Consider the following 17,160-nt stretch of genomic DNA (forward strand, 5'->3'; position numbering starts at 1 on the left):
GCCATCACCATCCCTGGAAATGATGCCACCGGCGTCACTCGCGAACGTCTCCGAAATTAACCCTCTCAAACCGAATAGACCGCATTCAGCTTTTTGGCTGTCCTTGACCTTTATCTGTCGCAACGTTCCCGTCCAAGCCTATGCGAGGACAACACCGTGGCCGATCACTATCAGCTCAACTTGGGCTCATTGCGCAGCAGCATCACCCTGACCCTGCACACCCACCACGCCGCCCGTATCTGGCAAGGTCGAACCGCACGTGAAGGCGTCCACTCGATCATGGGTATGGCCGGCTACATCAGCGTCACCAATCTGATCAAACAAACCGCGGCCCAGGACGACCCTTATGCCGATTGGGCTATCGTGCAGCTCGAAGAAAAACTGATGCAGGCCAAGGCTGGAATGCTGGAACTGACCCAGCAGCTGGATCGAATCAGGCAGGACCTGCCGACACAGATCGACATGAGCGACAACCTCAACATTCACCCCGTCACCTTGCCGTTGTACATCAGCAGCCAGCTGGGTTTTCTGGCGGTCTACCTGCTAACCGACTACGACACCCTCGTGCGCCGGACCCTATTGGCCCATCACACCGCCTTGATCGGTCGCAGGGACATGGAAGCCTGGATCGATGACGGTGCCCATCTGCTGCGTAGCTTGTTCGGCCAGGCGCAGCGTTATCGGCATGCCGGCGTCACACGTGATGACATGGCGGAGAACAACGCCCGTGCCATTGCGGCCATCGAGAAAATGGGTTTGCCCCCAATGGACATCCTTGAAGGGCATCGCCGCTCCCAGTTCGCGCCGCCAATCATTCGCCGTGGTGCTGTGGCAGTGGATGATGCTGACGTGTTGGCAGAGGAGATGGGAGAGCTATCTGCAACGGTGGATGAGCCTGAGGACGAAGCATGAATCCCCTGACTTCGGCTCAGCCGATGCCCTTCGAAGCATTGACACCGGATGCCTATCGGCAGCTCGAACACGCAGCCTCCCTAAAAGGCCTTTTAAAACCTTTTAAGGGTAAGGGGGAGTTGGAGCATCTGGCGCAAGTGGCGAGGGAAATCGAGGCGCAGTTATGCCACCTGATGGAGGCTGTGGTGCAGCAGGCCGGACAGCCCCCTTACTCACTGCTGGATATTCGATTGGTGCTGCAGAACACCAGCGCTGGCAGCACCTTTTTGCGTTGGCGCACCCGTGACTACGCCCGCATGGGGGTTTCGATCTGGGAACGCCAGGTGAGCAACAAAGTCCTGCCGCTGGCCGTACACGAGGGATTGCACTGTTTCGAATGCAACCGCATTGCACTGAACCTGCAGATGAGCGTGGTGCATTCGCTTTACCGCCAGGCCACCACCTGCGCGATCAAAATGGCCAGTGCCGAACGGTTATTGCGCCAACTCACAACCGCAGCGGAGGTATCACGATGAGTACTTTTTTTGTCGGCGAAGGCAATATCGGCAGTGCGCCAGAGTTCCAGGAATTTCCGTCAGGCAATGACGAACCACGACGTTTGCTACGGCTGAATGTGTACTTCGACAACCCCGTACCACGCGAGGGCAGCTATGAAGATCGAGGCGGCTATTGGGCGCCGGTTGAGCTATGGCACCGCGAGGCTGAACACTGGAGCACGCTGTACCAGAAAGGCATGCGCGTGTTGGTCGAAGGCCGCACCGTGCGCGATGAGTGGGAGGACAGCGAAGACAATGCGCGGGTGACCTTCAAGATCGAGGCCCGTCGCGTCGGCATCCTGCCTCACAGGGTGCACAGCGTGGTCATGCGGGAACGCTCCAGTGAAGCGGCGGCATCTGCAATACACGTCGGGCAACATACAGAGCAGACCAGCTCACCTGCGTCGAAACCCAAAAAACGCAGAGGGCAGCCATCTACGGACTGACAGACTTCAGGCATAAAAATTGCGCCTCTGCGCGAAGTTGATGGCCTGTTACTACTCGCTGCTCGTGAAGATCCACCCTGTCGTCCACGCTAAAACTGGGTAGTAGCCTCGGGCTTTAAGCCTGCCCTCTCCGACTAATATGAGGAACCTGGAATTCAGGTTTCTCGTATCTCGCAACGGCTGTTTCCAACAACGCTGCTCCGAACTCAATCCGGAGCAGTTCTATGCGCCTCTTCCTCTGTGAGAAACCTTCCCAAGGTCGAGACATCGCCAAAGTACTCGGAGCCACCCAGCGCGGTGATGGTTGCCTGATCGGCACCGACTCAACCGTCACCTGGTGTATCGGCCATCTGCTGGAGACGGCCCCACCCGAAGCCTATTGCACTCAGTACAAGAACTGGTCGTTGGATCATCTACCGATCATTCCCGCGCAGTGGCAGGTCGAGATCAAACCCAAGACTACGGCGCAGTTCAAAGTCATCAAGCGCCTGCTCAGTGAAGCCTCCACCGTCGTGATCGCGACCGACGCCGATCGCGAAGGTGAACTGATTGCCCGCGAGCTACTGGAACTCTGCAAGTATCGAGGTCCCGTTCAACGACTTTGGTTGTCCGCACTCAACGAGGCGTCGATTCGCAAGGCACTGTCCTCACTGAAGTCTGGTCAGGAGACCTTCCTGCTTTACCACTCAGCCCTCGCCCGCAGCCGTGCCGATTGGCTGATCGGCATGAACCTGAGTCGTTTGTTTACCCTTCTTGGTCGGCGGGCGGGCTACGACGGTGTATTGTCGGTTGGACGCGTCCAGACACCCACTTTATGTCTGGTAGTCGATCGGGATCGTGCGATTGCCAGCTTCGTCTCGGTGCCCTACTGGGACGTGGAGGTGCACCTGTCTTCAATGGGGCAACCATTCATCGCGTCGTGGTTACCACCCAGCTCAGGGCAGGACGAGGCAGGTCGTTGCCTGCAACGAGCGCTGGGCATTCAGGCGGCCCAAAAGATTTCTGGCGGTAAGACTGCCACAGTACTCTCGCTGCAGACTGAGCATTCCCACGAACCGCCACCCCTGCCCTTTGACCTGAGCACACTGCAAGAAGTCTGCTCGCGCAAGTTGGGGCTCGGAGTCCAGGAAGTCATGAACATCGCCCAGGCACTGTATGAAACCCACAAAGCCACCACCTACCCGCGCAGCGATTGCCGCTATTTGCCAGAGAGTATGTTCAACGAGGTACCCGCGGTATTCGATGCCCTGCTCAAAACGGATCCCGCCCTGCAGCCCGCATTGGGAAGACTCGATCGATCACTGCACTCCCGCGTGTGGAACGATGCCAAGGTCACCGCACACCACGCCATCATCCCCACCACCGAGCCGGCGAACCTTGTGCGGATGTCCGAACAAGAACGCCAAGTCTACGAACTGATCCGTAGCCACTACCTCGCGCAATTTCTTCCGCATCATGAGTTTGATCGAACCCAGGTGGAACTGGAGTGCAGCGGAGAGCGATTGACCGCTGTTGGCAAACAGATCCTGGTCCAGGGCTGGAAAGGCTTGCTCTGCGAAAATACCGAAGAGGATGAGCCCAGTCACAAGTCCCAAGTATTGCCCGTCTTGCAACAGGGCACGCAGTGCGCAGTGGACGACGTCGAACTCAAGTCCATGCGCACTGCCGCGCCCAAACCCCTCACCGAGGGCGATCTGATCAAGGCGATGAAAAATGTGGCCAAGCTGGTCAACGACCCACGCCTGAAACAGAAGCTTCGGGACACCACCGGTATCGGCACCGAAGCCACGCGAGCCGGTATCATCAAGGGGTTGATTGATCGCGGTTATTTGCTGAAGAAAAAACGCGCCTTGATGGCCTCCGCAGCGGCCCATACCCTGATCGAGGCAGTACCCGCTGCAATCGCAGATCCGGGCATGACCGCGATCTGGGAACAGGCCCTGGACGAAATCGAAGCGGGATGTCTGACTCTTGATGCGTTCGTCGCCAAGCAGGCGAACTGGATTGCGCAGTTAGTCGCACACTGCGGCCCCCTTACTTTAGCCATTCCTGTCGAGGCCGGCCCGACCTGCCCCATTTGCAACGCCTCAATGCTCAGGCGAAAGGGGAAATCAGCGCCGTTCTGGTCATGCTCCCACTACCCGGATTGCAAGGGTGCTGTACCGATCAGAAAAGATGCACGTCACCCATAATGCTCCATTGGAGATCAACATGAGTATTGGGGCTATGGACTGGTCAGAGCATCATCAACGGCAACCGATCCCTCTCTTAGTCGCTTAGAGGCTGTCCGATTTCACGGACCAAGGCGCTACCTGTCGAAATCCATATCTGCCCCAGTTCGTTGAACGCTTTAAGGTGAACAGGATTTTCGTTGAGCCAATGAACAAGGCTGTCGAAGTGCTCGGGGTTATCAGGGTAATCATGAATCTTGATGAACAGCTCCAGCGTTCGATCCCAGATCAGATGGGTAATTGCTTTATCTAGACCACCGGCTTGCATTCCCGTTGAGCAGGCATTTGCATTCGCACTGACCAGCGATGGATTACGTAGCATCTCGACCCAAAGCATGACGATCAGTCCATTGCCGCCCTCCATCAGCTACGAGCTATGCGGGTGCCGCGCGCCCTCGGTAACAGCTCTGGACCTCACCCGCGCAAAAATACCTTCTTGTGCTCCACGATGTGGCGTTCGGTAACAAATAGCGCCGCTTTAGTGCCCCCGCCTGCTCATGAAACGTGTTTCGCCTACAGAAAGCGTTCAAATAGACCTAAAATTCAATAGTTGGCACGATAAAGGCATATGTGTACCTATGAGATTGTTGAACAATCATCCTTACTCACTGCGTTCAGAAACCGAGGATACGAACATGCAAAAAGGTCTGACGAGCAAGAAAACCACGCGCAACTTGGCGTTGACGATCTCCCTGGCTTGCGTGGTGCCGCTACTGTCTGCGGCAGAGATCAAGGGCACGCTCAAACAGGGAGAGCTGTCAGTCGGTTCCGACCTGACCTATCCGCCCTACACCTATCTGGAGCAAAAGCAGCCAAGTGGCTTCGACCCCGAGTTCATGCAGTTGATGGGCAAACAATTGCAATTGGAGCCGCGTTTCCTCGACACCCGCTTTGCCAACCTGATCCTGGGCGTTAATGCCCAGCGCTTCGACGTGGTCGCCTCGGCGCTCTATGTCACCCCGGAACGCGCCAAGCAGGTGGATTTCATCAGCTACCTGAAGACCGGCTCCTCTTTGATGGTGCTCAGTGCCAGCAACTTCAGGCCACAGCGACCCGAAGACCTTTGCGGCAAGCGCGTGGGCTCGATCAAGGGCGCATCCTGGGTGCCCAAGCTCAACAAGGTTTCCGCCGAATACTGCCTGGCCTCGGGCAAGCCGGCGATCCAGTCTCGTGAATTCCCGACCTCGCCCGAAGCGGCACAGGCCTTGTTGGCCCAGGCTGTGGATGTGCAGATGGAAGATCCCGCAGTCGCCAAAATCACCGTAGAAAAACTGCAGGGCAAAACCGTTATCAGCTCCAACGAGTTGATCTATCCAGTCGTCATCGGGCTGGCGGTGCGCAAAGGCAACCAGGCGCTACTGGAAGAACTGACCACAGCGCTCGACCAGATCAAACAGAACGGCAGCTACGACGAGCTGCTCGCCCGCTACAACCTGGACGAACCGAATGCCGAAGAAATCAACGCGGCGTTGGGCACCACCACACCCTGAAACCCTGCGCCGGACGCATCCAGTAGCGGATTCATTGATTTTTTCCGCTCTGCGGAAAAATCACAGCAACGCGGAGTAAGTACATGCAATTCGATTGGTATTACACCTTGGGCCTATTGTGGAACGGCGACTTCTGGCGGGCCGTGGCAACCGTGGTCGAACTGAGCCTGGAAACCTGGCTGCTGGGTATCGTCTTCGGCTTTCTTCTGGCCTTGGCGCGACAGTCGCAGCGGCGTTTTCTGCGGGATGCGGCCGGCCTCTATATCTGGTTTTTCCGCAGTCTGCCGCTGCTGGTTCTGCTGATCTTCGTCTACAACCTGCCCCAGGTGTTTCCATCCACCAGTGCGCTGCTGTCCAATCCCTACTCGGCAGGCCTGATCGCCCTGGTGCTCAGTGAAGCGGCGTACATCGCCGAGATTCACCGCGGCGGCCTGCTGGCGGTGGCCAAGGGTCAACTGGAAGCAGGCAAGGCCCTGGGCATCGGCTATCGCGGCGTTCAGCGACTGATCGTGGTGCCCCAGGCGCTACGCGTAGCCCTGCCGACCCTGGCCAATGAATACATCACCATCGTCAAGCTCACATCGTTGGTCTCGGTGATTTCGCTGTCGGAAATCCTTCTGGTAGGCCAACAGCTCTATACCCAGAATTTCCTGGTCATGGAGACCATGTTCGCGGTGGCCTTCTACTACGTGTTTATTGTCACCGTGTTCAGCCGCCTATTGCGCCTGCTGGAGAACCACCTGGACGTAACCCGGCGCAAACCGAAGAACATCGCCCCCGCCGAACTCGGGCAAGTGGCGACCCGGCGTGCCGCCGGCCAGTCCGAGCCAGGCGAATTTGCTCTGCAGGCGCGGGGTGTGCGCAAGTCTTATGGCGAGCTGGAAGTACTCAAGGGCGTCGAGCTGAATGTGCGTTGGGGCGAGGTCGTGTCGATCATCGGCCCATCGGGCTCAGGCAAAACCACGCTGATTCGCACCATGAATGGCCTGGAAAGCCTGGATCATGGCGAAATCACCCTGCAAGGCCAACCATTCCTGCGTGGCACCAAAGCACCGGAGGGCGCCCTGGGTAACAAAGTGCATATGCAGGGCATCGTGCATGTCGGGATGGTCTTCCAGGGCTTCAATTTGTTCCCGCACAAGACCGCCCTGGAAAACGTCATGCTCGCACCGGTCTATCACGCCCATGGCGGTGGCGAAGAGCTGCGCTTGTTGAGCTTGGCACTGCTACGCAAGGTCGGCATGCTCGAGCATGCCGGCAAATATCCGCACCAGCTTTCCGGCGGCCAGCAGCAGCGCGTGGCGATTGCCCGGGCGCTGGCGATGCGACCTTCAGTCATGCTGTTCGACGAGCCGACCTCGGCCCTCGACCCAGAGCTAGTCGGTGATGTACTGGCTGTAATCGAGGAACTGGCCCGCGAAGGCATGACCATGGTGATCGTCACCCACGAAATGAACTTCGCCTTCAAGCTCTCCGATCGGGTGGTGTTTATGGAGGGCGGCGAGATTATCCAGAACGCCGCGCCGCAAGAGATGCTGGAGCAGCGCAGCGAGCGCATGACCAAGTTCCTCAAAGACGTACAACTGGCGTGAGCCGAGGGGGCACAACGGTGAGTCAACCCAAGGAAAAAAGTCTGTCGCTGGTCGATCAGGTTGCCATCGAACTGCGCGAAGACATCATTGGCGGACGCCTGTTGCCAGGTATGCCGCTGGTAGAAAGCGAACTGGTCAACGCTTACAACGCCTCGCGCAATACTGTGCGCGAAGCGTTGCACCAGCTGGGTCGTGAAGGCCTGACCAGCTACGTGCGCAACAAAGGCGTGATGGTGCGCCGGCTGGGCATCGACGACGTGCGCGATATCTTCAAGGTCCGCCGCACCCTCGAATTGCAGGCGATCGCCGCGAGCAAGCCGCTGCGCGAATACCAGTCCGACCTGATGCTCGAAGCCATCGAGGCCGCGCAACTGGCCCAAGACCGTGAGAACTGGCAAGCCTTCGGCACCCACAGTTTGCGTTTTCACCAGCACATCGTCGGCCTGTTGCGCAGCCCGCTGTTCGACGAATTCTTCACCCACGTTGCGGCCCAGATGCGTCTGGTGTTTTCCAACGCTCCCAGCGAGGAAACCTTTCAGAAACCCTGGCTCGAACGCGACCGGCATATCCACGACCTACTGGGTGATGGCCGCAAGAAAGAAGCCGAGGAAGCCATGAGCAGCTACCTCAACGACTCCGAATTGGTGCTGCTGGACATTCTGAGCAACATCCCCAAACACTGAAAAGAGGATCCCCCCATGTACAAGGACTATCCAGCGGCCTATCAACTCAGCAAAGGCGCCGCATTGCAGGTCGACAAAGCCTTCTATGACCGCGTGCGCGAGTCCAGGGATGGCCGCACCCTGATCGAGCAATTCGAAGTACCGATCCGCACCGGCCGCGCCTGGAAAGTGCCAGCGGGCCACGTGTTTCGCGTGACCACACCGGTCGGCCCACAGGTTGGAGACTTCAACGTGTGGAGCGCTAACGACCCGCGCGAACGCATGTGGGCGGCCCGTACTCGCCAGCTGCAAGGCGCCCACGTCACCACTTACGACCGCCTGTGGTCGAACCTTCCCTTCCTGAGGCCGATGGTCACCATCACCGACGACAGCCTGGCCGACTACGGCATCGACGAACACGGCGGTCGTCTGCACGACTTGCTGGGCACCCGTTGCGACCCTTACGTGAACAAGATGCTCACCGGCGAGGACTTCCACCACCACTGCCATTCAAACCTGACTCGTGCCGTGTTGCCCCATGGCCTGACCGAGTTCGACGTGCACGACGTACTGAACATCTTCCAGTGCACCGGCCTCAATCACGACGACATGTACTTCATGAAAGCCTGCCCGGCGAAACAGGGCGACTACCTGGAGTTCTTCGCCGAAATCGATCTGCTGTGTGCTCTCTCCACCTGCCCGGGCGGTGACCTGTCGCTGCCGATGTGGGGCCCCGACGCCGAGGATCCGCTGAAGGTCTGCCGCCCACTGGGCGTGGAAATCTACCGCCTCGACGAGTCGCTGTTGGACGGTTGGAAACAACCCGAGCGCGCGTCATACAACGGCAACCACGGCCTGCTGATTCCTAAAGCCGAGTGGGAAAAATAACGACAGGCTAAATCGACACCTGGGGCACCCACTCGCCCCGGGTGTCTCGCAGACTGGCCGCACAGCCAAGGCAGGAGTCAACGACCATGAACACACCACTACTAAACTGCGATATCGGCGAAAGATTCGGCGCCTGGACCACAGGCTGCGACGCCGACATCATGCCCTTTATCGATTGCGCCAACATCGCCTGCGGCTTCCACGCCTCCGACCCCAGCACCATGCGCAAGACCGTAACCCTGGCCCTGGCCCACGACGTGCGCATAGGTGCCCATCCCGCCTACCCGGACCTGGTCGGCTTTGGCCGCCGCTCCATGAGCTGTTCGCCGCAAGAAGTCGAAGATTTGATGCTCTACCAGATTGGTGCGCTGGAAGGTATTTGCCGCGCACTGGGCGGACGAGTGCAATACGTCAAACCTCACGGCGCGCTGTACAACGACATGATGCGCGATGCCAGAACACTGCGTGCGGTTTTCAAGGCCGCGGCCGCCTACGAGGGCGAGTTGCGGCTGATGCTGATGGCCCAACGCGATAACACCACGGCCTTGGCCCTGAGCGCCGAGTTCGGCGTACCGGTCTGGTTCGAAGCCTTCGCCGATCGTGCTTACGACCCGGCCGGGCACCTGGTATCACGCAGCCTGCCCGGCGCGGTTCACCACGACGCAAAAACCGTGATCGACCAGGCCCTGACCCTGGCCCGTGGCGAAGAGCTGATGGCCAATGACGGCAGCGCTCTGCATCTGCAGGCCGATACAATCTGCGTGCACGGTGACAACGACAGCTCGATCGCTGCCGTACAGCGCATTCGCCTGGCCCTCGGGGAGCTGCAAGAAGCATGAAGATCCGCATCGAAATCGTCGCTGTAGACTGCCTGATGGTGCGGTTGTTCGACACCATCGACGAAGCCCACATGCCCTGGCTGCTGGCGGCGTCCCGGCGTTTGCACGAATGCTTCGGCCAGGGCCTGATCGACCTGGTGCCCTCCTACACCACGCTGATGGTGCACTACGATCTGCGCCAGTTGCAGGTGAGCAAGGCCCGAGGGCTGATCGCCCAGGCCCTCGACAACCTGCAGCCCGATGCTGGCGGCAGTGGCCGCAGCCACAGCCTGCCAACCTGGTACGACCCCTGTGTGGGTCCCGAGCTGAAGTTGCTGGCACACCGCAGCGGGCTGTCCATCAATGAAGTCATCGAGCGCCACAGCGGCCACGAGTACCAGGTGTTTGCCCTCGGATTCGTACCCGGCTTCGCCTTTATGGGCCTGGTCGAGGAAATCCTCGCCAGCCCGCGCCTGAATACCCCGCGCAAACGTGTGGCGGCCGGCAGCGTCGGCATTGCCGAACGCCAGACCGCCGCTTACCCACAAGCCTCGCCCGGCGGCTGGAACCTGATAGGACGCACGCCGGTACGGCTGTTCGACCACGCGCTGGATGGTTACAGTCTGCTGCAACCGGGTGACCGGGTGCGCTTCGAAGCGGTCAGCCATGACGAGTTCATCCGTCTCGGCGGCGACGACACACCACTGGAGGCGCACCCATGAGTGGCTTGCTGGTAGAACGCAGCACCCCGTTAATCCTACTGCAAGACAGCGGCCGTTTTGGCATTCGCCAACTCGGCGTGACCCAGGGAGGCTCCACTGACTGGATCTCCATGTTCTGGGCCAACTGGCTGCTGGGCAACCCACTGGAGGCGGCGGTGATCGAAATCACCCTCGGCGGTCTCAGTCTGATTGCCCAGCAGGATGCCTGCCTGGCCCTGGCCGGTGCCGACCTCGGCGCCAGCCTCGACGGTCAGCCGCTGCAACCCTGGCGCAGTTTTCTCGTGCGCCGTGGCCAACGCCTCGTGTTCAGCCAGCCGGTCCAGGGCGCGCGCGCCTACCTGGCGGCCCCCGGTGGTTTCGATGCGACGCCTGTCATGGGCAGCAAGGCCACCGTCTGCCGTGAAGGCCTGGGCGGCCTCGATGGCTCGGGACGGGCGCTGACGGCGGGCGATCGGCTCGGCTGGTCCGCCCCACCCCCGGCACCACGGGAACTGGAGGCGACCCAGATCCCTGACCTAAGCTCGGCCAAGCCCCTGGAGACCGTGCTTGGCGCGCAGATCGCCGATTTCGCCGGGCAGAGCCTGTTCGATGCCTTCAATAGCCCCTGGCAAGTCGACTCGAGGGCCGATCGCATGGGTGTGCGCCTACTCGGCCCAGCCCTGCACTACCAAGGCACAGCGCTGATCTCAGAGGGCATTCCCCTGGGGGCTATCCAGGTGCCGCCGGACGGCCAGCCGATCATCCTGCTCAACGACCGCCAGACCATCGGCGGCTACCCACGCCTGGGCGCCTTGACCCCGCGCTCGCTGGCTCGCTTAGCGCAGTGCCTGCCGGGCGCCGAACTGCGTTTATCGCCTGTCGTCCAGGAGGTCGCGCACGGGCAACATCTACGCATGCTTGCTCAATGGCATTAACGCAAACGAAAACCGCCACGCCCGGTTTCAGGGCGTGGTCTCGGCGCAATGCGCCCTTCATCCGTAACGCGTCTGACCCGCCCGTTTACCCCCTGCCGTTATGCCCCCCTCCGCCATTTGGTGGTCAGTGGAAATGCAAATGCTTGGTCAACGGGAATGCTTCTGGCGGTCAAATGGCGTGCAATTTTGCACCCACGCACAACCTTTCCTCCGTTTGGCCCTATAAGACCGCTCATTCTCACTGGCGACTTGCGGGGCTCTGATTCCTGGAAGAATAGAAGTCACGTCGCGACATACAGCTATCTCAGTCAATATATAAACCTTAAAAGTCGATACCAAACCGTTAAGGATGTTCATGTCAATGGGTCTTTGCTCAACCATTCAAGTTGAACTGGAGAACTCATCACTTGGCACATAAACATCCAACCCAAGCCCAAATCGGGCGCATGATCGCGAAACACCGGACCTAGCGTAATCTGACCCAAGAAGAGGTGGCTGAGCGCATGGGGATCGGCAGTGAAGCCATATCGCTCCTGGAGCGGGGTGTGGTGGAGCTTTCCGTGGTCAAGCTGATGCAGTTAGCGGATATTTTCGACTGCAGGATGGATGAACTGCTGACGGAGTTGAGCAATCGTCTCAATGACCAGGGCCAGATGATCGCGGGTCTGCTGAGCGGTCTGAAAGAAAGCGCCCCTGCCTTTATCCTGGCTACTCATCTCGCCAACAAGTGAGCTTATGCACTCGCATTCGATATAGGGGCTGCCGAAGGGGGACGCCTTCTGCCTTGACGTCGTCCCACCCTCTCTGCTGTAGTGCCGCAGGATCATCGCCAACGGCGACCCAAGACCGACTCGCTCCGGGCAGCTCGGTCGAACTCTTAGAGTTCGGAGCCTTCTCTTTTGCGGGATGTCGTTCCCGTTTTGTGCTCGACCTGATCGTAGAGGCAGATGACCACTGTTGCCCTAGGGCAACAGTGGTCATCTGCTTCGGCGATCGTATTCAGTCCCGGAGCTCGCCGGGGAAACACTGGGCACCTTTTGTGCGCGGATGCGTGCCAGCATGTTCTGACCCAGGCCACGACAAGGGTCGGTTGGCGAATCATGGCGCAGTTAGACCAAGTTTTACGAGGAGCTTGTGACTGCATAAGACCGCCAAAGGTGGCTTTTCTGTTCCTCGCCTGGCACCCCGCCAGGCCCACTCTTCACTTTCTTCAGTCCAGTGACTACCACTGTATTCCGGCCATAAAAAATCGGGTTGCAGCGTCTTGACGCTCCCCTGTGACAGGCTTATACAAAGGGCGTGGTTCGCTGTCGTTGACGGCCCAGCCCAGGTAGCTTGAACCTTCAAGGCTACGCCACATTCGTGGTGGTTTACCCAAGTGCGATCAGCGTTCGGAGGCTCGCACGGTTACCGCTTCAGCGGTGATGAATGCCCACTACCGCAAGTTCGCGGATCACTACCGCGGATTTTCTTCTGCTTCACCGCTATTCCCCAGACACATCGTTCTGATCGTCATCGGCTTGCCGGTGACGAGTCGCTCATCGCTTGCCTTCACCTTACCCACCCTGACGGGGGCTCACTTCCCCGTCAGGGACTGTGCGTCACCGTTTTCCCTTGAAACAGGAGAACCACCATGGTCCACGCCAACCACTCCCAAGAAGCAACTACATACTTCAATCTGCACACTGTCGGTATCGGTTACCTCAACCGTGTTCGTGAAGTACAAGTCCGCCGCGGCCAGCCGTTCATGGCCTGCGATATCGCCGCCCTGCACGGTGCCACCGATGCGGTCGAGTACACCCGCTTTGACTGCAAAGTCGCTGGGGGTGAAGCTGAACGTTTGATTCGTCTCTATATGGACGCCGTCAACACCGAGAAAAAGGTCTTGCTGTCGTTCCGTATCGGCGATCTGTGGATCGATCCATTTCTCTACGAGAAAGGCGATAAACAAGGCCAACCGGGCGCCAGCCTGAAAGGTCGTTTGCTGTTCATCGACTGGATCAAGGTCAACGGCACGTTCGAGTACAAAGCGCCCGCCAGGCAGGAAGCAACAGCACCTGCTGAGCAAGCGCCGATCAATGAACCCTCTCCAACGTCGGTTGATGCCGAAGCTGAGGAGACCGAATACCCAACAGAGGCTCGGGTTGAACCTGAATCTCTACCCGCTCCACGCACGGCCCACCGTGATGCCACCCCTACCGTTCAGTCCGCCTGAACAAGCCACGATGTTCCTCATCAAGGCGCTCTCTCGAGCGCCTTTTCTGTAATCAGCACAGGAGAACCTACATGGAATCCTTCTGGCTTTGCGACGACTGCCTGTTCGCGGCTGCTTACGAGGACTACAGCACGTTATCGCTCTACTACACGACGGATGAAATCGGGAAGCGTATCGCCGGTATCCATCGTGGACTGGTTCGGTTATTGCCCTTCAGTGCCGACTTCGATCCCGAAACCGGCTGGGGAATCAAAGCCTTTTCCCCATTGCCCTGCGACGGTTGTGACTCACCCCTGCACGGTCAACGCCACCGATTCACTCGGCTGTAAACAGCGCGCAATCGGTTAATGCCCGCCACTCTCTATCCACCTCGGGGACACCACTCCCTTCGGGTGTGTACCCCTGATTGTTCCCTTCGGAGGTACCACCATGAGCACCCAACTCACACTGATTGAAACCTCGGATTTCGAGGCTGATCGTATCGTCCAAGAAAACCAGGTGATCGACGAAGCGCTGCATATTCTAGATCGCCGGCTGTTCACCCGTGGCCCTGACCTGACGTCGCCTGACGCTGTGGCCTCATACCTAAAACTGCACCTTGCGCAACAAGAGCATGAAGTCTTCGGTGTGATTTTTCTCGATGCCAAGCACCGGGTGCTGGCGTTCGAAGTGCTCTTTCACGGCAGCATTGATGGTGCCAGCGTTTACCCCCGCCAAGTCGTTAAGCGCTCCCTAGCGCATAACGCTGCGGCCGCCATTTTAGTTCACAACCACCCCTCAGGTTGTACAGAACCCAGCCAGGCGGATCGCGTCTTAACCGCACGGTTGAAAGAGACCTTGGCCTTGATCGAAGTGCGCGTACTGGATCACTTCATCGTAGGTGAAGGTCACCCTCTCTCCCTTGCCGAACATGGCTGGCTTTAACCCTTACAGGCGCCTTCGGGCGCCTTGTTCATTTTCGTGGTCCAGAGAGTCACTATGAACTGCCCTCTCTTGAGATCAGAGCTGATCTCAACCGAGATCTGTAACGTTTGGCGTCCCTTTAATGGAGTCATTTGCGTTCGCTAGAAACGTTGAAATTGACTGCGCCAATGCATCGTAAAAAGCCTCCACTGGCTCGACACCCTGCGCACGCAGACTGCCGTGCAGCAAGCCTTTGCCCAGGTAGAGGCTGACTGGAACATGGTCAGCCTCAAGTGCATCCCGGTAGGCGTAGCCTTCGTCACGCAGAATGTCGAACTCGGCGACACCAATGAAAGCCGGTGCGAGCCCTCTAAAATTGTTGGCCATCAACGGCATTGCCAATGCTTCGCTACGCATTTGAGCAACGGGGAGGTAGCGTTCGAAAGAACCTTCTAGCCCCGTAGTCGACAGCAACGGCGCGTCGGCATAGAGGGTGGCAGAAGGCTGGAAGGTTTCGGTGGTCAATACGGGATAAACCAAGGCCTGCCCCAAGGGCTGCGACTCCCCCTTGGCACGTAACGTCATGCACAGTCCCGCTGCCAATGTACCTCCGGCACTGTCGCCACAGACCACCAGTTGTTGGCGACTCAAATCATCCCCTAACTCACCGGCCCGCAAGGCATTCCAGACCGTCAGGCAGTCGTCCAGCGCCGCAGGATAGGGATGCTCGGGCGCCAAACGATAAGCCACTGCGACAATAACCAGGTTCAACCGTTTGGCCAGCGCATAAACGAACCAGTCGTGGGTATCCAGGTGGCCTAGATCCCAACCGCCGCCATGCAAATAAAGCAGTACCGGCCAGGCTTGTTTTGGGGCACCGCCCGAAGGCTTGTAAAGGCGAATAGGTAGATTGCCAAGCGCCGTGTCGGTGACCTGCAGGCCCTGAGGTTTGACCGGGGTGAAATGCCGACAGCCTCGTAGAAACGCCTCACGTCTGGCGTTGAGGCTGGCGTCGGCGGCCGCGAAGCCTTGGTTGACGCGCACAAACTCCTGCATCTCGAGTGACAAAGGATAACGCTCGCGTTGAGACACGCTCATAGGACGGATGGCCTGTGTAATGAGTGAGGGGGGTGAGTCGTATTCGAGTGTTCTTTTAACCACGCCAGTCAGTGCACCTGGCCACCAAACCGGTCAGCTCTGGTCGAACACGAAAAAGACGCCCCGACGCAGGGGCGTTGCTCAGGGTTTCCATGGTCAGGTCGTGACGAGAACTGGTGATGTACAACATGTCTTTTTCCGGCCCAGCAAACGCCAGATCCGTGGGGCTTGGCACCGGCAAACCGATCGTCCGGTCGAGCCCGCCGTCTTCGCTGAAGCGCACCAGGCTCCAGCCATCGCGCAAGGTCGTCCACACGCCCCCCTGATCATCCAGCGCCAAGCCGCTCAAGCGTCCTGAGCCTTTGGGTAGAGACGCGAACCGTCGCACCGAGCTTGCCCCCGTCTGCATGATGAACAAGGTGCCGGAGTCAGGTCCCACGGCAAACAACGACTCACCGTTCGCATCCCAACAGAACGCGCTGATGCGCTCCTGAAATTGCCATGACGAACGCAACTCGCCTTGGGTATCCAGCTCACCAAGTGAGCAGCCACCTGCATTGCTCCGACAAGCCCAAAGCGCGCCAGAGGGATGACTGGCCAGGCCAAGCAGTTGCTTGCCGGGCCAGTTGACCAAAGGATGCTCTTGCCCTTGCTTATCGAGTAGTGACCAACCGTTGGCATGGGCGATCAGCAAGCCATCGCGATGCAGTTCCATGGCACAAATCGGGGCGTCAAGTCGGGCAAAAATTCGTTCACTCTGCGCATCGAGCACCCAGATTGCCGGGGCCAGGGTGTCCGCCCAATACAGTCTTTGGCTCGCTTCACACCAACGGGGAAAAGCGCCATTGAATGACCAGGCACCCTCCACCAGCTCGACTTCACTGTCGGCGATACGAACACTGGATTCACTCAGCTGCGCCCCTACCCGCCGCGCCGCATCGGCCAGTTCCGGGCCCAGCAATTCGAGGCGATCGAGGGTCAACCGGTAAGCCGGTCCGGCGACACTCAGTGCGCCGCGAACCCTGCCCGCGTTGTCACGAATGGCGGCAGCGACACAGCGCACCCCCAGCACTATTTCCTCATCGTCGATGGCATAACCGCGTGCCCGGGTGATCTTCAGTTCGGTGTGCAAGCGACGCCGGTCAATGATGGTCAGTGGGGTAAGCGCGGTGAGGGTCAGCCCCTTGAGAATTTCTTCGCGGCTGACTTCGTCCAGTGCCGCCAATATTGCCTTGCCCTGCCCCGTGCAATAGACCGGCTTGCTCTGACCCAATGCTGCGGCCGAACGCTGGGTGTGTGCCCCATCGCAACGCTCCAGCGACATGACCTGATTGCCATCGAGTACCGCAAGATAGGACGTTTCGCCGGTCAGGTCGCGTAACGAGCGCAACTCGAAACTGGCGGCGGCCACCAGATCCGGCATCAGGTAGGCGTTGCGCACCAGTTCCAAATAGCGGAACCCCAACCGATAAACCTTGCGTAGCGGATCGCGGCGAATCATGCCGCGCTCGATCAAGCTGGCAATGATCCGGTACAGCGTGGTGCGTGGCAGACCCAGTTGGGCGCCGAGATCGGCCTGGGACAAGCCATCAGGTTTTGAGCCAATGGCTTCAAGCACATCCATGGCTTTTTCGAGGGCGCCAGTGCCGTCAGAGGACGTAGTCATCAGAAATTCCCACTCGTTGGAACAAACCGGTCTGCGCAGAATAAACGTCGTTTTCCGCGAGTCAATT

General features: G+C 59.0%; 18 protein-coding genes. 15 read left to right on the forward strand and 3 right to left on the reverse strand.

The window, feature by feature from the left end; genetic code table 11:
• Positions 1–156 precede the first annotated feature (156 nt).
• The 4 genes from ACEN8Q_RS12625 to ACEN8Q_RS12640 all read left to right on the forward strand — a co-directional run bounded on the left by ACEN8Q_RS12625 (position 157) and on the right by ACEN8Q_RS12640 (position 4,086).
• On the forward strand, positions 157–912 hold the full coding sequence (locus tag ACEN8Q_RS12625; protein WP_222585654.1) for a PFL_4669 family integrating conjugative element protein: 756 nt from the start codon (positions 157–159) through the stop codon (positions 910–912).
• Positions 909–1,427 (forward strand): DUF3158 family protein, encoded by a 519-nt coding sequence (locus ACEN8Q_RS12630; RefSeq protein WP_222585653.1) that lies wholly within the window; start codon positions 909–911, stop codon positions 1,425–1,427. Before ACEN8Q_RS12625 ends, ACEN8Q_RS12630 begins: the two co-directional genes overlap by 4 nt.
• Positions 1,424–1,894, forward strand: coding sequence for a single-stranded DNA-binding protein (locus tag ACEN8Q_RS12635; protein ID WP_222585652.1), 471 nt, complete (start codon positions 1,424–1,426; stop codon positions 1,892–1,894). The genes ACEN8Q_RS12630 and ACEN8Q_RS12635 overlap by 4 nt, the downstream gene beginning before the upstream one ends.
• A gap of 224 nt (positions 1,895–2,118) precedes the next feature.
• Positions 2,119–4,086: a DNA topoisomerase III gene (locus ACEN8Q_RS12640; protein ID WP_222585651.1), complete on the forward strand. Its 1,968-nt coding sequence runs from the start codon at positions 2,119–2,121 to the stop codon at positions 4,084–4,086.
• A 76-nt stretch (positions 4,087–4,162) separates the two neighbouring features.
• On the opposite strand, the gene ACEN8Q_RS12645 is transcribed toward ACEN8Q_RS12640, so the two are convergent.
• The gene (locus tag ACEN8Q_RS12645) at positions 4,163–4,462 is read right to left on the reverse strand and encodes a hypothetical protein (protein ID WP_261398003.1); all 300 of its coding nucleotides are present in this window, start codon (positions 4,460–4,462) and stop codon (positions 4,163–4,165) included.
• A 298-nt stretch (positions 4,463–4,760) separates the two neighbouring features.
• Between ACEN8Q_RS12645 and ACEN8Q_RS12650 the strand changes: the two genes are divergently transcribed.
• From ACEN8Q_RS12650 to radC, 11 genes are all read left to right on the forward strand, one after another.
• A complete protein-coding gene (locus ACEN8Q_RS12650; protein WP_222585650.1) occupies positions 4,761–5,615 on the forward strand; it encodes an ABC transporter substrate-binding protein in 855 nt (284 codons plus the stop codon).
• Positions 5,616–5,698: 83 nt separating this feature from the next.
• A complete protein-coding gene (locus tag ACEN8Q_RS12655; protein WP_413705282.1) occupies positions 5,699–7,207 on the forward strand; it encodes an amino acid ABC transporter permease/ATP-binding protein in 1,509 nt (502 codons plus the stop codon).
• A 17-nt stretch (positions 7,208–7,224) separates the two neighbouring features.
• A complete protein-coding gene (locus tag ACEN8Q_RS12660; RefSeq protein ID WP_222585648.1) occupies positions 7,225–7,890 on the forward strand; it encodes a GntR family transcriptional regulator in 666 nt (221 codons plus the stop codon).
• A gap of 15 nt (positions 7,891–7,905) precedes the next feature.
• Entirely contained in the window at positions 7,906–8,757 is an 852-nt protein-coding gene (locus tag ACEN8Q_RS12665; RefSeq protein WP_413705283.1) for an urea carboxylase-associated family protein, read from the forward strand.
• 86 nt (positions 8,758–8,843) lie between these two features.
• Entirely contained in the window at positions 8,844–9,596 is a 753-nt protein-coding gene (locus ACEN8Q_RS12670) for a 5-oxoprolinase subunit PxpA (protein ID WP_222585646.1), read from the forward strand.
• On the forward strand, positions 9,593–10,297 hold the full coding sequence (locus ACEN8Q_RS12675; RefSeq protein WP_222585645.1) for a 5-oxoprolinase subunit B family protein: 705 nt from the start codon (positions 9,593–9,595) through the stop codon (positions 10,295–10,297). Before ACEN8Q_RS12670 ends, ACEN8Q_RS12675 begins: the two co-directional genes overlap by 4 nt.
• Positions 10,294–11,211, forward strand: coding sequence for a biotin-dependent carboxyltransferase family protein (locus tag ACEN8Q_RS12680; protein ID WP_222585644.1), 918 nt, complete (start codon positions 10,294–10,296; stop codon positions 11,209–11,211). Before ACEN8Q_RS12675 ends, ACEN8Q_RS12680 begins: the two co-directional genes overlap by 4 nt.
• A 476-nt stretch (positions 11,212–11,687) precedes the next feature.
• A complete protein-coding gene (locus ACEN8Q_RS12685; RefSeq protein ID WP_413705497.1) occupies positions 11,688–11,942 on the forward strand; it encodes a helix-turn-helix domain-containing protein in 255 nt (84 codons plus the stop codon).
• Between the two features lie 902 nt (positions 11,943–12,844).
• On the forward strand, positions 12,845–13,426 hold the full coding sequence (locus tag ACEN8Q_RS12690) for an STY4534 family ICE replication protein (RefSeq protein ID WP_222585643.1): 582 nt from the start codon (positions 12,845–12,847) through the stop codon (positions 13,424–13,426).
• A gap of 71 nt (positions 13,427–13,497) precedes the next feature.
• Positions 13,498–13,755: a hypothetical protein gene (locus ACEN8Q_RS12695; RefSeq protein ID WP_222585642.1), complete on the forward strand. Its 258-nt coding sequence runs from the start codon at positions 13,498–13,500 to the stop codon at positions 13,753–13,755.
• 100 nt (positions 13,756–13,855) lie between these two features.
• The gene (gene radC, locus ACEN8Q_RS12700; protein WP_222585641.1) at positions 13,856–14,350 is read left to right on the forward strand and encodes a RadC family protein; all 495 of its coding nucleotides are present in this window, start codon (positions 13,856–13,858) and stop codon (positions 14,348–14,350) included.
• Positions 14,351–14,437: 87 nt separating this feature from the next.
• Here radC and ACEN8Q_RS12705 read toward each other — a convergent pair whose 3' ends face one another.
• Both ACEN8Q_RS12705 and ACEN8Q_RS12710 read right to left on the reverse strand, forming a co-directional pair.
• The gene (locus ACEN8Q_RS12705) at positions 14,438–15,427 is read right to left on the reverse strand and encodes an alpha/beta hydrolase (protein ID WP_413705284.1); all 990 of its coding nucleotides are present in this window, start codon (positions 15,425–15,427) and stop codon (positions 14,438–14,440) included.
• A 55-nt stretch (positions 15,428–15,482) separates the two neighbouring features.
• Positions 15,483–17,093 (reverse strand): IclR family transcriptional regulator C-terminal domain-containing protein, encoded by a 1,611-nt coding sequence (locus ACEN8Q_RS12710; protein WP_222585639.1) that lies wholly within the window; start codon positions 17,091–17,093, stop codon positions 15,483–15,485.
• Positions 17,094–17,160 lie beyond the last annotated feature (67 nt).

The sequence above is a fragment of the Pseudomonas sp. Pseusp16 genome, from assembly GCF_047324915.1.
Classification (GTDB): Bacteria; Pseudomonadota; Gammaproteobacteria; order Pseudomonadales; family Pseudomonadaceae; genus Aquipseudomonas; species Aquipseudomonas fluorescens_CD.

Excerpts from the sequence above, each read along its gene's own strand:
- ACEN8Q_RS12630 (WP_222585653.1), top strand. The coding sequence starts at position 909 with ATGAATCCCCTGACTTCGGCTCAGCCGATGCCCTTCGAAGCATTGACA.
- ACEN8Q_RS12635 (WP_222585652.1), top strand. The coding sequence starts at position 1,424 with ATGAGTACTTTTTTTGTCGGCGAAGGCAATATCGGCAGTGCGCCAGAG.
- ACEN8Q_RS12640 (WP_222585651.1), top strand. The coding sequence starts at position 2,119 with ATGCGCCTCTTCCTCTGTGAGAAACCTTCCCAAGGTCGAGACATCGCC.
- ACEN8Q_RS12645 (WP_261398003.1), bottom strand. The coding sequence starts at position 4,462 with ATGCTTTGGGTCGAGATGCTACGTAATCCATCGCTGGTCAGTGCGAAT.
- ACEN8Q_RS12650 (WP_222585650.1), top strand. The coding sequence starts at position 4,761 with ATGCAAAAAGGTCTGACGAGCAAGAAAACCACGCGCAACTTGGCGTTG.
- ACEN8Q_RS12655 (WP_413705282.1), top strand. The coding sequence starts at position 5,699 with ATGCAATTCGATTGGTATTACACCTTGGGCCTATTGTGGAACGGCGAC.
- ACEN8Q_RS12665 (WP_413705283.1), top strand. The coding sequence starts at position 7,906 with ATGTACAAGGACTATCCAGCGGCCTATCAACTCAGCAAAGGCGCCGCA.
- ACEN8Q_RS12670 (WP_222585646.1), top strand. The coding sequence starts at position 8,844 with ATGAACACACCACTACTAAACTGCGATATCGGCGAAAGATTCGGCGCC.
- ACEN8Q_RS12675 (WP_222585645.1), top strand. The coding sequence starts at position 9,593 with ATGAAGATCCGCATCGAAATCGTCGCTGTAGACTGCCTGATGGTGCGG.
- ACEN8Q_RS12680 (WP_222585644.1), top strand. The coding sequence starts at position 10,294 with ATGAGTGGCTTGCTGGTAGAACGCAGCACCCCGTTAATCCTACTGCAA.
- ACEN8Q_RS12690 (WP_222585643.1), top strand. The coding sequence starts at position 12,845 with ATGGTCCACGCCAACCACTCCCAAGAAGCAACTACATACTTCAATCTG.
- ACEN8Q_RS12695 (WP_222585642.1), top strand. The coding sequence starts at position 13,498 with ATGGAATCCTTCTGGCTTTGCGACGACTGCCTGTTCGCGGCTGCTTAC.
- radC (WP_222585641.1), top strand. The coding sequence starts at position 13,856 with ATGAGCACCCAACTCACACTGATTGAAACCTCGGATTTCGAGGCTGAT.
- ACEN8Q_RS12705 (WP_413705284.1), bottom strand. The coding sequence starts at position 15,427 with ATGAGCGTGTCTCAACGCGAGCGTTATCCTTTGTCACTCGAGATGCAG.
- ACEN8Q_RS12710 (WP_222585639.1), bottom strand. The coding sequence starts at position 17,093 with ATGACTACGTCCTCTGACGGCACTGGCGCCCTCGAAAAAGCCATGGAT.